This window comes from Nostoc sp. (assembly GCF_036917135.1).
Taxonomy (GTDB): domain Bacteria; phylum Cyanobacteriota; class Cyanobacteriia; order Cyanobacteriales; family Nostocaceae; genus Nostoc.
In genome coordinates, this window is the sequence record NZ_JBALEA010000041.1 from 19508 (window position 1) to 34157 (window position 14650).

A 14650-nucleotide genomic window follows, 5' to 3' on the forward strand; every position below is an offset into this window, starting at 1 on the left:
AATTGGCGACATAAAAAAGTAGGTAAGGCATATACCGTATCTACTTTTTAATTAGTATTTTGCTAACTGTCTGCGCTATAGGTGACACCAAAGCCACCACCACCAAGGACTTTTTGAACAATGAATCTGCCGTTTTTGAGGGGTTGATTGGGTGTCCAAAGTTACATAGATGCGCTAACTAATAAGTGCTGAGTAGAATTTAACCTTTATTTAAGGCTGTTGTCGTCCCTCCTCAATACTTACGAAGATTTCCTCAAGAGAGGCAACAAACATCTAAATAAATTAAAAACTCCATCGGTACATCTTGCTCGGTATGATGTTTAACTGCAAGCATTTACTCAGTAATAACCAGCTATGACACAGAACTACCGCATTACTCTACTTCCCGGCGATGGCATTGGCCCTGAAATTATGGCAGTGGCGGTAGATGTGCTGAAAGTCGTAGGGAAGCAATTTGATCTAAAGTTTGAATTCCAAGAAGCCCTCATCGGTGGTGCAGCAATTGACGCTACAGGTGAACCCCTACCATCTGCGACTCTAGAGACTTGCCGTAATAGTGATGCTGTATTACTCGCCGCAATTGGTGGTTATAAGTGGGATTCCCTACCATCTAATTTACGCCCAGAAGCAGGTTTGTTAGGGCTACGTGCGGGTTTGGGATTATTTGCCAATTTGCGCCCAGCGAAAATTTTGCCCCAGCTAATCGATGCCTCGACTTTAAAACGCGAAATCGTCGAAGGTGTGGATATTATGGTGGTGCGTGAACTCACTGGTGGAATTTATTTCGGGAAACCTAAAGGGATTTTTGCTACAGAAACTGGTGAAAAACGCGGTGTAAATACAATGGTTTACACCGAATCGGAAATTGAACGTATTGGGCGGGTGGCTTTTGAGGCGGCTAGAAAACGCGGTGGGAAACTTTGTTCGGTGGATAAGGCGAACGTATTAGAAGTATCTCAGTTGTGGCGCGATCGCATCACCCAACTTAGTACGGAATATCCAGATATTGAACTCTCTCATCTATATGTAGACAATGCTGCTATGCAGTTGGTACGCGCTCCCAAGCAATTCGATACCATCGTCACAGGCAATTTGTTTGGCGATATTCTCTCTGATGCTGCTGCCATGCTCACAGGTAGTATTGGGATGTTACCGTCGGCTAGTTTGGGCGCTTCTGGACCTGGTGTGTTTGAACCAGTCCACGGTTCCGCCCCAGATATCGCCGCACTTGATAAAGCAAATCCTTTAGCACAGGTTTTGAGTGCGGCGATGATGTTACGCTACGGTTTAAACCAACCAAAAGCGGCAGATCGGATCGAAGAAGCCGTATTGCAAGTTTTAGAGCAAGGCGATCGCACGGGAGATATAATTTCTCCAGGCAAAAATCTCCTTGGTTGCCGCGCTATGGGAGACTCACTCATTAAGGCTATTGAACAAAAATAATTTTCCAGAGCAAACTGGGCAATTTGGCAACCTTTGCTAGAAGTTTCGGGTAGACTAGAGTGAAATCTAGCAATCAAATAACAGTCGATAGTGTACGCATTACGACAAGCACAAGCAAATTTTACCGCCCCAAAAAACCAGTCACCTCTGATTGATCCCGCCGTAATCAGAGCTGCTGGGCAGATTTACTACACTCACTGTGAAGTACATCCCGAAATAGCTGGGCAACCCTCCGGTGTAGCAATTAATCGAATGAATCATCGAGGTAAGGTTATTTTTACTAACCAACCAGTTCTATTACCTCAAGAGTGTTTTGTGCCCTTGAGTCAAATTGAATCCCATATATATTAGTCATTGGTCATTAGTCATTGGTCATTAGTCATTGGTCACTTGTACTGAGCGGAGCCGTTCGCGGAGCGTCTGGAAGAGAAGTATTAGTTCTCGACAAAGGACAAAAGATGAACGACAAATGACACAGGACTAATCACAAAGGACAAATGACTGTATGGACATTTTGTTCGCCGTCCCGGCGAGTGTAATGGTCTTTGCTTTGGGTGCATCTATTGGTAGTTTTCTCAATGTTATTGTTTATCGGCTACCTGCTGGGTTGTCAATTCTTTGGCCGCCTTCTCGTTGTCCTAAATGCTTAAACCAGCTAAAAGCTTACGACAATGTACCAGTGTTCGGCTGGATTTCCTTAAGAGGGCGGTGTCGATATTGTAAAAGCAAAATTTCTGTCCGTTATCCTGTGGTAGAAGGGTTAACGGGCATAATTTTTTTACTAATTTTTTTGGTATTTCAAGTTTCGATTTTAACAATAGGCTATTGGGCTTTTTGTAGTTGGTTATTGGCACTATCGCTCATCGACTTAGATACAATGACCCTACCCAATGCACTTACTCAATCGGGTTTAGTGGTGGGGATTTTGTTTCAAATGGTGGTTGGTTTTTTACCAGACGCTAGCTCTGTAGCATTGGTAAATCATCTCATGATGGCGATAGTTGGCGCAGTATTGGGTTTATGGCTGTTTGATGCGATCGCTCTATTGGGTTCAATTGCCTTTGGTAAAGCTGCAATGGGTGCGGGTGACGCGAAGTTAGCAGCTATGATGGGAGCCTGGTTAAGCTGGAAATATTTGCTCTTAGCTAGTTTTATCGCCTGTGCGCTGGGAGCGTTAATTGGCAGTGGTGTTCTTATGCACACACGCATTCGCAAAGCGTCTCGTAGAGAAGCCGCGAGTCAAGAGACATCACGACAAACTTTAGGACAAAAGATGCCTTTTGGCCCTTTTCTGGCTTTAGGATCTCTTATTACCCTGTTTAGTGGCGAAGCCATTTTATCTAGCTACCTGCGGATATTTTTTCCAGCATCTTGAATTAGAGTGGGGAGTGAGGGAGAAGAAGCAAGGGAGCAGAGAGCAGGGAGCAATGGAGCAGAGTTTTTCCCTCCGCCTCTTTCCAATGCCCATACCCTTACATAAGAAATATTTATAATTCGTGACTGTAACCAGCATTACCCCATCTGCCCTTCACATTTTGATAATATTCAGCTTGTGACTTGTATTACCCTCTTAACGACGATTAACCGTTGGCAAGTACAACTAGTGCAAAAGATGCTGATTGCTCAGAATCTAGCAATACGAATAATTGATTTGGGTGGGAGGGCGAGAGCATCTTATTTGGAGGTTGGTATTCTCATGGCTTTGTCAGTACGTCCATATAATTAAGTCTGCTGAAAAAAAGAGCAAGAGACTTGTATTGGCATAAGTATTTTCGTTAAGCTGGCAACCACAGATGAAAATTAAGGTCTGAATTGCTTAAAAACGTAGTTTAACGATGTTGTCATTAGTGAGCTAGTACGGTCTTCTCCCAAAGGGAGAGGCTACCGCCAAGGGGGTGTCCCCATGAGTAACTGGCGTTAGCCATCACCCGAAGGGTCATTAATAAAGACAAATGACTAATGACAACCCAATACGGTTTGATATGTTTTCGACCTCATGCCCACTTAAAATAAAATAAAAAATGGCTAACAACGAAGAATCACGCGGTTTAAAGTCTCTATTTGATTGGTTTGCAAATCGACGGAAATCAGGATCTACTAGCCTTGATCGCCAAGAGCGTGAAATTGCTGATGGTCTTTGGCACAAATGTTCTAAGTGTGGCGTATTGGCATATACAAAAGACTTGAAAGCCAATCAGATGGTTTGTGTCGAATGTGGTCATCACAATCGGGTAGACAGTGATGAGCGCATCCGTCAATTGATAGATCATAATACCTGGAAACCGATGGACGAGCATTTGCGTCCAACCGATCCCCTAGAATTTCGCGATCGCAAACTCTACAGCGATCGCCTACGAGAAACACAAGAGAAAATTGGCTTAATAGACGCCGTTAACACTGGTTTGGGTCAACTCAATGGTTTGCCTGTTGCCCTTGGAGTTATGGACTTCCGCTTCATGGGTGGTAGCATGGGTTCCGTTGTGGGAGAAAAACTCACCCGCATGATTGAGCAAGCCACTCAACGGCGGTATCCTGTAATTATCGTCTGCACATCCGGTGGCGCGAGAATGCAAGAAGGAATGCTCTCGCTGATGCAGATGGCGAAAATCTCCGCAGCCCTCCAGCGCCATAAAGACGCGCGACTATTATATATTCCCATTTTGACAAACCCCACAACGGGCGGCGTTACCGCTAGTTTTGCCATGTTGGGCGATATCATTTTGGCAGAACCCAAAGCAACCATTGGTTTTGCCGGTCGGCGAGTGATCGAACAAACCCTACGGGAAAAACTGCCCGAAAATTTTCAGACTGCTGAAGATTTGCTCCTGCACGGTTTTGTTGATGATATAGTACCCCGTACCCAATTAAAGAACACCCTAGCCCAACTGATTGCCCTACACCAGCCTGTATTAACAACACCTCACATGGTGTTATGGGAAACAATGTCCTTGACTTCTACCGCCGCAGAATAGAGCAGGGGGAGATGAGGGAGTAGGGGGAGCAGGGAGAGATGAGGTAGTCAACTACTATTTATTTCTCCCCCTCATCCTCTCCCTGGCTCTTGGAGAAACATGAGTGGAACAAGGGCTACTAATCTGAATAGACTAGAGAGGGCGAACAAACCCAGTAAGCCTCCAAACTGAGCAAATTGGAGGAGAAAGCTGCCTATAGTTGTGCCCAAGGCACCACTTGCTCCAGCAACGGCAGCTGCGATCGCAAAATAGATAGACTGATTTTTAATTGGTGCGATCGCCAATTGTATATTGTTGCTGCACAAGTCAATGGCCGCCCAAGTACCTCCAGCCAAGATGTGTAATAGAGGTAGCCACAACCAGATGTCAAGGCGATTAGCACCAATCCCCACCCACAGTAATGGTGTAACTGCAACTAAAACCCCAACACAGATGAGGATGGGACGATTGCCTATCTTGTCTGCTAATTTTCCCCACAGAATAAGCATTAGCAAAGTTGCCCCTGCCTGAAGGCTATTGTAGATAGTCACATAACTCACATCCAAATCCAGCGTGTCCAGCATATAGAGGTTAAAAAAAGGACTGCTGAGGTTAACAGCAAGATTCCAGAAGCTGAAATACAGCAGAAATATCAAAAAGTTAGAGTTTTTCCAGATGCTGTTAGTTAACTGGTCTTGTGGCGGATGAATTGCTTGAAGTACTTCAGATTCATCTTTTGCAACCTCTGGCTGAATCTCACTTGTTTGTGGTAGCTTGCCATCATAAGTATTTTGCGATTGCGGATTCATATCCACCTGGAAATATTGACACCCCAATCCCACAATCCCAAACACAATGCTTACCAAGAGAACCACCCCATAGCCTTGCAGAGTTCCACCATACCAATGTGATACAGCTAGACCCGCAATTGGTACGCAAACCAAATTGGTGAGGTTAGCGGCACTATTACGTATGCCAAAATACCTGCCTCGTAATCGCCGGGGAACTATCATTGCCACCCAACTTAGCCACGATGCTGTTCCTAGTCCTCCCAAAAGATTGCTGAATAGAACAATCAAGAGTGTCAAGATCACTAACTGCTGAGTATTAATCGCTCCCAGGCTTACCCCTACAATACCGATTACTAAAACCAGCCATAGCAGCCGACCAATTCCGTGTGTCCGAAGCGAATATTGAAAACGGCTGGTACTACGTTCAGACAAGTAAGCACCCAACGGCTGAATGAGATTGACTAACATGGGGATAGAAGACAGCATCCCAAATACCACTGGACTAGCACCCAATTCCACCAATAAATTGCTGAGTAAAATCCCGCCAGTTCCAAGAGAATAAACCGATGCTAAGACAGAATCCGCAGTGGAAGCTTTTAAACTAGTACGAATACTATCCTTGGGAATTCGAGAGTTGGGAGAGATTGCTGTTGATGGTGAGGCAATCTGGGCAATTTCTACAGTCAGTGGCGCAGTTGTTTCAACCTGAACAGAATCCATAATCTATGTTTATGGGTAAAGTATCCTGGGATAAATCCAGTTGCAAAGGAACTCAGTATGCTTTCATAAGCGTTGCTGATAATTTTTTCGTTATTTTAGCTTGCAATTTTCAACAAAAATTTTAAATAAGTAAAAGATCACTCCTTCAGAACACAAGGTATAAGCGAGGAAAGAGAATATTATTTGTTTGTGAACAATAAAGGATTATTTAATTTTTTGGGATTGGTGATGGCGATCGCGATCGCTATTATTGCTTGTCAAAGTCTACAATTACCAAGCAAACCCTTAGCATCTACGGCAGTCACCATTAAACTCAGTGGTTGGGGAGGCTCCCCGATTGAGCAAAAACTCTTGAGACAAGTTCTTCAAGACTTTGAGGCACAACATCCAACTATTAAGGTCAAATATGAAGTAATCTCCGACCAATATATGGATGTAATTAAAACCCGTTTGGTTGGAGAAGCCGCGCCTGATGTCTTTTATCTGGATGCGCTGGAAGCTCCTTTTTTGATGAGTCAAAATCTTCTAGAACCATTAAATGCTTACATCACCCCCAAATTTGACCTAGCAGACTTTGAGGATAACCTACTCGACAGCTTTAAATATCACAACCAGATTTATGGTCTTCCCAAAGACTATTCCACCCTGGCTCTGTTTTATAACAAAAAAGCCTTCGCCGCCGCCGGCTTGAGTAATCCGCCAGCGACTTGGGAGGAATTACGTAACTACTCGAAACAATTGACAAGCAAACTTAACAAATACGGCTTTGGGGAAATTCCCGAATTGGCGCGTCAGGCTTATAAAATTAAAGCCTTTGGTGGACAAGTTGTTGATCAAAATGGTTATGCTAGCTTTGCGAGTGCAGCAGGTTTACAGGGTTTAGAGTTGGTAGTAGACCAGTATCAAAAAGACCGCTCCTCTGCCCAAAAGTCGGATGTGGGGACAAACTCAGGTAGTGAAATGTTTGGTCAGAGTAAAGTGGCAATGGTGATTGAGGGTAACTGGGCAATTCCCTATCTAACTGAAACCTTTCCTCAAGTAGAGTTTGCTACCGCACAAGTGCCTACTATTAATGACAAAAAAGGTACGATGGTCTTTACCGTTGCCTACGTGATGAATAAACAAGCACAACACAAAGCCGAAGCTTGGGAGTTGATTTCTTATCTCACGGGTAAAGAAGGGATGCAGAAGTGGACAGGAACAGGGTTTGCTTTGCCAACACGGAAATCAGTGGCCAAGAATTTGGGCTATGACCAAGATCCGTTGCGATCGCCATTAGTGGCAGGAGTGGATTATGCTACACCGTGGCAGGTAGGTCAGTATGCAAGTGCGATCGTCAATAACTTTGATAACCAGTTTGTCAGCGCTTTATTGGGACAACAATCATTAAAGCAGGCGATCGCGCGAGGGCAGAATGATGCAAATCAGCAGATTAAGGCGATGGAGTAAGCAATCTTTCTTACCTCTACCAAATCACTTTTTAGTAGAAATTTGCGATCTCTTTATCGGCTGTAATTATTGCAGCTTGATTACTTCTGGCTAGTGTAACCGCAATTCGATCTACCGGATCTCGATGATCCCATTCTAAATTGACACTTTCTATCCAAATATTTTCATCAATGGGTACAATCTGAAGTTTTTGTGACACACCTAGAGGTAGCAAAAAATTAACTTAAAATTGTAGATGTTAGTCAACAATAGCAAATAACTATGCATCCCCTATTAAACGTTGATATTTCCCAATTAAGCGTATCCGAACGAATACAACTTGCAGAGGATTTATGGGATAGCATTCTGACTGACACTAATGCAGTAACTCTGAGCGAAGAGCAAAAACAAGAATTAGATAGACGTTTAGAAACACATCGTCAAAACCTAAACCAGGGTTCAACCTGGAAAGAGGTTAAGCAAAGACTGGGTTTTTCTCAATGATTTATCAGTTAATTATTAGCCCAGAAGACCCCACTTCCATTCCTCTCTCCTTGCAGGAGAGAGGCTTTGAATTCTCCCCATTCCCTGGTAGGGAAGGGGGCTGGGGGGTTAGGTTTCGCGTTTGTTTTTCCACATAGCGTGAAAAGTCAGAAACAATGGCAGGATAGAAATATTTGAAAGTCTGCCGATCGCTCCAAAACTACCTTTTTTAGTTAGAACATCACACAAAAGCTGGGTGAATATCTGGCATTACCACAAAGCTTTTCAAGCAGTGGGTAAAATAAATGTTCGCAATCTTCGCTCTAAAAAATCTAGAAAAAGATACATAATGAAGCAAACAAAACAACTTACTGGGATTATTGAACGGGAAGGAGACGGCTATGTATCGCTGTGTCCCGAATTCGATATCGCTAGCCAAGGAGACACGATTGAAGAAGCACGGAATAATCTGATTGAAGCATTGCAACTCTTTTTTGAAGTAGCAGATCCTTCGGAAATCGAGGAACGGATGCACACTGAAGTTTTTGTGACACACCTAGAGGTGAGTATTGGGTAAACTACGTGTTCTTTCTGCCGGGGAAGTGTGTCGCATTTTAGAACAGAATGGTTTTGTACAAGTGCGTCAGCGTGGTAGTCATATTATTATGCAGATGCAAACTGAAGATTCAACAATTACTGTTCCTATCCCTAACTACGAAGAATTACGCGTTGGTACGTTGCGCTCTATTATTCGCCAATCAGGATTAGCTCGTGCTTTATTTGAGGTTAATTAAGCCGAAAGTTTAATAAAATCATCCACGATAAAAAGCGATCGCTAGTTAATAAGGCGATCGCGTAATTAAGTATATTTGTTACAGCAGTAAAACACACACTCCATGACTACAACCTCTGTCATTGAAGGTTTTATCTCATTCCGTGGTCATCAGGTATGGTATCGCATTGTCAAACCAGACCAAGAAGATTCTGACAAGCTACCGTTGCTGTGTCTTCACGGGGGACCAGGAGTACCCCACGACTACTTAGAACCTTTGTCAGCAATGGCTACAACGGGAAGGCGAGTTATATTTTACGATCAATTAGGGTGTGGAAATAGCGATCGCCCCACAGACCCCGCTTTATATTCCATAGATTTGTTCAAAGAAGAACTCTTCGCCGTCCGCAGCGCCTTAAATTTAGATCAAATTCATCTTTTTGGGCAATCATGGGGTGGTTGTTTAGCGCTAGAACACGCCCTTTCTCAACCTACTGGGTTAGTTAGTCTCGCTCTAGCTAGCACGCCTTCTAGCATTCGACAATTTGTAACTGAAGCTTATCGCCTAATGAATGAACTACCAATCGAAGTACAAGAGGTCATTCGTAAGCACGAAGCAGATGGTACTACTCAAGATCCCGAATACAAACAGGCAATGGAGGTATTCAATCATTCTTTTCTTTGCCGAATAGACCCTTGGCCTAGCAGCTTAACTACAGCCTACAGTAAAGTTGGTACAGAATTTCGGGGTGCTGGCAAAATCATCGACTGGAATATTGAAGACCACCTCAGTGAAATTGTTGTGCCTACACTGTTGCTTTCAGGTCGCTACGATGAGGTTACGCCCACTTGTGTTGAAACAGTTCACAAGGGTATTTCTCGCTCAGAGTGGGTACTATTTGAAAACAGTTCACACATGCCTCATCTGGAAGAGACAGAAAGATTCTTGCAAGTCTTGGGTGAATTTTTAAATCGTGTCGAAGGTCATGCTAATTGATTTTTAGCTAGCGATAAAATTTGCGGAGTGGGAGGAAAGATAAAATAACGCTGTGGAAAAAACGAAAATAGACAAGTAGGACTTATGCAAGAGTAATGGGATAACGAACCACAGAGGCGCAGAGGACACGGAGAAATAGGAGTTTGAGAGATATTTTGCATAAGTCCTAACAAGTTTAAATTTAGGCGATCGCTACTAATCCTATACTTCTTAGTAGCAGTTTACGAAGATTAAAATATTGTATATTCCTAAAGTTATACAACACTGCCAAAAAGTGCCGTCGCCATTTTTCTTAGGGACTTCCAAATAAAAAAATACTCAAAAACTCTCTCCTCCTTATTCCTCTGTGTTCTCTGTGCCTCTGTGGTTCGTTTATTTAAATAATTTATTTTTTGGAAGTCCCTTAGCCTATTGCTAATACAATCCCCATTCTAATTTCAGAGTTTCTAACTTAGGATTCTTCACACTCATTCTCTTACACTCTTCCAAAAATTCCTTGACTTGTTCTTCGTTAAGACTTAACCCGCCATCTTGCAGATTATTGATGTAAGTCATCACATCTGAAGTTGTTAAATCCGAACTAATTTCTTCTAGAAGAATAGCATTTCTAACTTCCCGACAAACCAACTCAATATCTGATGAAGTAAATCTCGTACTTTTATCCGCCAAAACTTCAAAAATAATTAGCTGATTTATATCAATTTTAGACAGGTAGTGTTTGAATAAATCTGTTCTTTCTACTTGAGACGGTGGGAAAATAGGAATCTTCCAATCCAATCTACCAGAACGTTTCAAAGCGCTATCAATACCACTCAAATAATTAGTAGCAGCAATGACAATTACATCACTATTTTGAAGATTATTTAGTTCTATGAGTAATTGGTTGATGGTTGCCTTTTGGTCTGTGTGTGCATTGTCTTCATTCCGATTAAACCCAATACTGTCTAACTCATCAATAAATAAAAGTGAAGGAGATTTTTTCTTAGCTTGAGCAAAGATATCTCGAATATTTTTTTGACTTTGCCCTATCCAAACACTGACAATATCAGCAGGAGAGAACTTAAAGAAATATCTTCCAGACTCATTAGCAAAGGCATTTGCTAAGAGAGTTTTACCACATCCCGGTAAGCCATAGAAGAGAATTCCACCAATTGAACTATTGTATCCTTTAGATTGCAACTTCAGGAGTCTAGTTAGTTTTTCTTTTTCTTCATTTAGCCCTTTGACTTGGCTAAAGTCAAGCTTAACTTCCTTAATGCGGTTAGTAATTGGATATGCTTGTACTAAACTAGGTTTTTGAGCCACATACTCAAAAGATGGATAGTCGATAGAGTCAAATGATACTGGGACTAATTGGTGTTTTTCATAATCAGGAGCCATGATTATAACCTGGAAGCGATCGCCATAATATCCAGAAAACTTATATTCTAATATTTCCTTAGCTTTTTTCAGTTGGTAATAGTTGCGTGCAATTTCAAAACCGGGAATTACCAACCAAAGACTTTCCAGCTGATTCGGCCATACTTTTGATTTTCTCAAAACTCTTTTAATTGAATCTAAAAAGAGATTATTATCCTGAAATTCTTGATATTTGAGAGTTTCTATCTCAACTACTACCTGATTTTTTACATAGACTTCTATGATTTCACTTTGGTACTCTCCATCATAATCTGATGTATCTTCATCTATTGTTTCCTCATCTCTAGAAGTCAACTCAACTCCACAGCCGATATTAGACAATCCATATCCTAGACTTTCTAACGTTTTAATAGCAAAATATTTGAGATAGAGATATTCTTTACTTTCCTGCTGCCACTTTAGAGCATAAAAGTGTTCAGCTTTCATCTTCAATAATAACTGAGATTCAGCCTGTATTTGAGCTTTTTGTAATTCAAGAAAGTAATTTTGCAAAGATGCATCATCTTCCTCTATTTCGTAATATGGAAGTTCCAGCAGTAGACGAAAATGCGCGTATATTTCCTCTTTCTGTTCAATAGAGGCTTGATTTGGATATTTACACCTGAGAGTAAAAGTAAAAGGAATTTTACTGGCAACTCTATCTACCAAATATCCTAAAGCATCTTCTTGCTGATGAGCTTGGATCTCTAATACCGATGGACAATGAAATAAAATAAAGAACTGTTCAGAATTATATTTATTCGCATATAGAGATATCTGTTCAAACTGCTGATCGAATTTTTCAGAATCAAGCAACTCTAAACCAGTATTGCCAAGTATAATGCTAGTCATAGTTGAGCGATAAAACTGAAAAATACCAGCATCAGAGATAGGATTTTCTTGTTCATCCTTACAATCTTGATCTGAGTCTGAGGCAATACTTGTCGGAATTTTCCTAGCAGCAGCTTTGGGTATACTATTATAACCTCCATACTGATATTTTCTAATTAATTCATAATTAAATATTTTGACAACAATATCACAAAAGAAATCTTCTACTTGTGGAATCAAAAAAATACCTACTGGCTGGTGAGAATCTAAACACGCTTGGAATCGTTCATATTCTTGTTCAGAGCCAAAATCAAATAAGTAGTAGAAAAAATCATGTTTGACTGAAATTGCCTCTTTTAGCTTGGCTGAAATTGATTGAGATTCAGCAACTTGATTTTTTGGTTCTACACCTTTAATAGAAATAGCTATTTTTGTCTCTAATGGAATATGTAAATCCAACTGAGGATTTGTACAAAGCCCCAATTCATCAAGAGCATTATTAAAATCATTTATGAATGATTGACTTCTACGCTGGTAGCCAAACTGTTCTATGATAGTTTTTACCCGTAGGCTTTTTTGAGTTTTACCAGTTCTCTGAAGTTCACTTTTAATCGAACGTAAGTAGGCTGTATATGACATTTTGTGTACTATTGGTTGAGTTGGTTTAATTAGCATCCCCAAGGAAGCTAAATATATAGTTCCCTAAATCAGATATCCAGCTAACTCACACAAGCGATGTCTTTTGACTCGATGCTTTCCCAAGATAGAGACTGATTTAATGAGGTTCAATATTTTTTTAGAGGAGTACGATAAATAATCATGCACTACCGATCGCTACAGCCGGGTTAGGGCGTGTTTTCAAAGTCTTAGATCCCCCCAACCCACGCCACTTGCTCCACTTGGGGAAACCCCAAGACCGCAGTGGCTCCCCTTAAAAAGGGGGGCAAAGAGTCTCTTAAAGTCCCCCTTTTTAAGGGGGATTTAGGGGGATCTAAAAAGTTAGGAGGCTAAACGAGCAGTTTGAAAACACGCCCTAGTGCGAGATTAGATGGAGGTTCAGTAGTGTTTGAAATCAACAGGCGGCGGAGTAACGCCAGGTGGAATATCAGCGAAAACTTGGCTGGGTATATGTTCATGATGCCCACTATTCTAGTTTTGGGAACTTTTGTAGTCTTACCCATTCTCTACGCCGTTTTTCTTTCATTGCAAAAAGTTCAACTCCTTGGTGGTATTGAGTACGAGTTCATCGGTTTTCGGAACTTCACGCGATTGGCTGAAGATGAAAGGGTTTGGATTGCTTTGAGAAACACAGCCGAATATGTAGCCATTGTTGTGCCAACTCAAACTATCTTGGCTTTAATTCTGGCGGTAACTCTGAATTCTGGGATTCGCGGTAAAAACTGGTGGCGCATCCTCTATTTTTTGCCCACAGTCACTTCTTCGGCAGTGCTGACGCTGATCTTTATGTGGATTTATAACACTGATGGGCTACTAAACGATTTTCTCGCTTTTGTCGGGCTACCGACTTATAACTGGTTGGGCGATCCGGCAGTTGCGCTCAAAGGCATTATGATCATGAACATTTGGTCAACTGCGCCGTTTTTTATGGTGATTTATCTGGCGGCGTTGCAAGATATCCCCCAAACACTTTATGAGGCGACCCAACTTGATGGGGCAAACGGATGGCAGCAATTTATTTATATTACTCTCCCCTTGCTGAAGCCTGTAACCTTCTTTGTGGTAGCAGTAGGGGTGATTGGGACTTTTCAACTTTTTGACCAGTCTTACATCTTTTCTGGCGGTACTGGCGGGCCAAACAACGCTACGTTAACTGTGGTGCTGCTAATTTACCAAGCTGTGTTTCGGAATTTACAAATGGGATATGCAGCTGCGATCGCATTTTTGTTAGCAGCAGTGATCATTGCCATCACTTTGATTCAGCGACGACTTTTCGGAGGCGAACGCATTTGACTAAAATCTCTGGCTTATCCTGGCTCAAAGCCCTGTTATACGTCTTGCTGACACTCTATGCGATCATTACCCTAATACCCTTTCTCTGGGCACTGTCAGCATCATTTAAGCCGCTATCAGAGATTGTCAGTGGTGAACCCAACTTTCTTCCCAAGAATTTTACTCTCGATAACTACAAGCAAATCTTTCTCCAAGAACCCCTATTTTGGCGCTGGTTGTTTAACAGTGTAGCGATCGCCATCAGCGTTACTCTTTTAAACTTGTTGTTAAACTCAATGGCTGGTTATGCCTTGGCAAGACTGCGCTTTGTTGGTAAACGCTTTTGGTTCTTCCTAATTTTGACCGTATTAGCAATACCAGCACAAATCACCTTAATTCCCACATTTTTGATTTTGAAAGCCATCGGCTGGCTGAATTCTTACCAAGGCATGATTGTCCCTAGCATGGTCAATGCCACTTTTATCTTTATGATGCGGCAGTTTTTTGTTAATTTTCCTAAAGAACTAGAAGAAGCCGCTCAACTAGATGGCTTAAATACCTTGGGAATTTTCCGATATATTGTTTTACCTTTAGCAAAACCAGCACTAGCAGCACAGGCAGTTTTTGTGTTCATGGGGAGTTGGAATAATTTTTTACTGCCTATAGTTATCCTATTTGACCCAGAAATGTTTACCCTACCTTTGGGGCTGAACACCTTCAAAGGTCAATACATCAGCTATTGGAACTACATTATGGCGGCTTCTATGGTCTTCACCCTGCCAGCTTTAGGTATTTACGCCTTTTTTAATCGTTACTTTATTCAAAGCGTTACCTTCACCGGAGGAAAAGGTTAATAGTCATTAGTCATTAGTCATTAGTCAAGAGT

The 14650-nt window shown here is 41.7% G+C and carries 15 protein-coding genes; 12 read left to right on the forward strand and 3 right to left on the reverse strand.

Features of this window, described 5'->3' with window-relative positions; genetic code table 11:
• The first annotated feature begins 354 nt into the window (after positions 1 to 354).
• The 5 genes from leuB (at position 355) to accD (ending at position 4415) form a co-directional block, all read left to right on the forward strand.
• Positions 355 to 1443 carry a 3-isopropylmalate dehydrogenase gene (gene leuB / locus V7K50_RS12280; protein WP_334960343.1) on the forward strand — a complete coding sequence of 363 codons (1089 nt, stop codon included), beginning with the start codon at positions 355 to 357 and terminating at the stop codon, positions 1441 to 1443.
• A gap of 90 nt (positions 1444 to 1533) precedes the next feature.
• Positions 1534 to 1794, forward strand: coding sequence for a hypothetical protein (locus V7K50_RS12285; protein ID WP_334803327.1), 261 nt, complete (start codon positions 1534 to 1536; stop codon positions 1792 to 1794).
• Between the two features lie 154 nt (positions 1795 to 1948).
• On the forward strand, positions 1949 to 2818 hold the full coding sequence (locus tag V7K50_RS12290; protein WP_334960345.1) for a prepilin peptidase: 870 nt from the start codon (positions 1949 to 1951) through the stop codon (positions 2816 to 2818).
• A gap of 177 nt (positions 2819 to 2995) precedes the next feature.
• Positions 2996 to 3169: a hypothetical protein gene (locus tag V7K50_RS12295; RefSeq protein ID WP_334960347.1), complete on the forward strand. Its 174-nt coding sequence runs from the start codon at positions 2996 to 2998 to the stop codon at positions 3167 to 3169.
• A 295-nt stretch (positions 3170 to 3464) separates the two neighbouring features.
• Positions 3465 to 4415, forward strand: a complete 951-nt coding sequence (accD, locus tag V7K50_RS12300) for an acetyl-CoA carboxylase, carboxyltransferase subunit beta (RefSeq protein ID WP_334960348.1) — start codon at positions 3465 to 3467, stop codon at positions 4413 to 4415.
• 71 nt (positions 4416 to 4486) lie between these two features.
• On the opposite strand, the gene V7K50_RS12305 is transcribed toward accD, so the two are convergent.
• Positions 4487 to 5905, reverse strand: a complete 1419-nt coding sequence (locus V7K50_RS12305; protein WP_334960350.1) for an MFS transporter — start codon at positions 5903 to 5905, stop codon at positions 4487 to 4489.
• A gap of 228 nt (positions 5906 to 6133) precedes the next feature.
• On the opposite strand from V7K50_RS12305, the gene V7K50_RS12310 reads away from it, so the two are divergent.
• Positions 6134 to 7354, forward strand: coding sequence for an ABC transporter substrate-binding protein (locus V7K50_RS12310; RefSeq protein WP_334960465.1), 1221 nt, complete (start codon positions 6134 to 6136; stop codon positions 7352 to 7354).
• 31 nt (positions 7355 to 7385) lie between these two features.
• Here V7K50_RS12310 and V7K50_RS12315 read toward each other — a convergent pair whose 3' ends face one another.
• Entirely contained in the window at positions 7386 to 7568 is a 183-nt protein-coding gene (locus tag V7K50_RS12315) for a PIN domain-containing protein (RefSeq protein WP_334960352.1), read from the reverse strand.
• Between the two features lie 47 nt (positions 7569 to 7615).
• Here V7K50_RS12315 and V7K50_RS12320 point away from each other — a divergent pair, with 47 nt between their 5' ends.
• The 4 genes from V7K50_RS12320 (at position 7616) to V7K50_RS12335 (ending at position 9585) form a co-directional block, all read left to right on the forward strand.
• The gene (locus V7K50_RS12320; RefSeq protein ID WP_334960354.1) at positions 7616 to 7837 is read left to right on the forward strand and encodes an addiction module protein; all 222 of its coding nucleotides are present in this window, start codon (positions 7616 to 7618) and stop codon (positions 7835 to 7837) included.
• 328 nt (positions 7838 to 8165) lie between these two features.
• On the forward strand, positions 8166 to 8393 hold the full coding sequence (locus tag V7K50_RS12325; RefSeq protein ID WP_190884349.1) for a type II toxin-antitoxin system HicB family antitoxin: 228 nt from the start codon (positions 8166 to 8168) through the stop codon (positions 8391 to 8393).
• Positions 8386 to 8610: a type II toxin-antitoxin system HicA family toxin gene (locus tag V7K50_RS12330; RefSeq protein WP_334960357.1), complete on the forward strand. Its 225-nt coding sequence runs from the start codon at positions 8386 to 8388 to the stop codon at positions 8608 to 8610. The genes V7K50_RS12325 and V7K50_RS12330 overlap by 8 nt, the downstream gene beginning before the upstream one ends.
• A gap of 102 nt (positions 8611 to 8712) precedes the next feature.
• Complete coding sequence (locus V7K50_RS12335; RefSeq protein WP_334960359.1) at positions 8713 to 9585, forward strand: proline iminopeptidase-family hydrolase; 873 nt, start codon at positions 8713 to 8715, stop codon at positions 9583 to 9585.
• Positions 9586 to 9999: 414 nt separating this feature from the next.
• Here V7K50_RS12335 and V7K50_RS12340 read toward each other — a convergent pair whose 3' ends face one another.
• Positions 10000 to 12453, reverse strand: coding sequence for an ATP-binding protein (locus V7K50_RS12340; RefSeq protein WP_334960361.1), 2454 nt, complete (start codon positions 12451 to 12453; stop codon positions 10000 to 10002).
• Between the two features lie 423 nt (positions 12454 to 12876).
• On the opposite strand from V7K50_RS12340, the gene V7K50_RS12345 reads away from it, so the two are divergent.
• Positions 12877 to 13785, forward strand: a complete 909-nt coding sequence (locus tag V7K50_RS12345; protein ID WP_334960362.1) for a carbohydrate ABC transporter permease — start codon at positions 12877 to 12879, stop codon at positions 13783 to 13785.
• Positions 13782 to 14618, forward strand: coding sequence for a carbohydrate ABC transporter permease (locus V7K50_RS12350; RefSeq protein ID WP_334960364.1), 837 nt, complete (start codon positions 13782 to 13784; stop codon positions 14616 to 14618). The genes V7K50_RS12345 and V7K50_RS12350 overlap by 4 nt, the downstream gene beginning before the upstream one ends.
• The last annotated feature ends 32 nt before the right edge of the window (positions 14619 to 14650 follow it).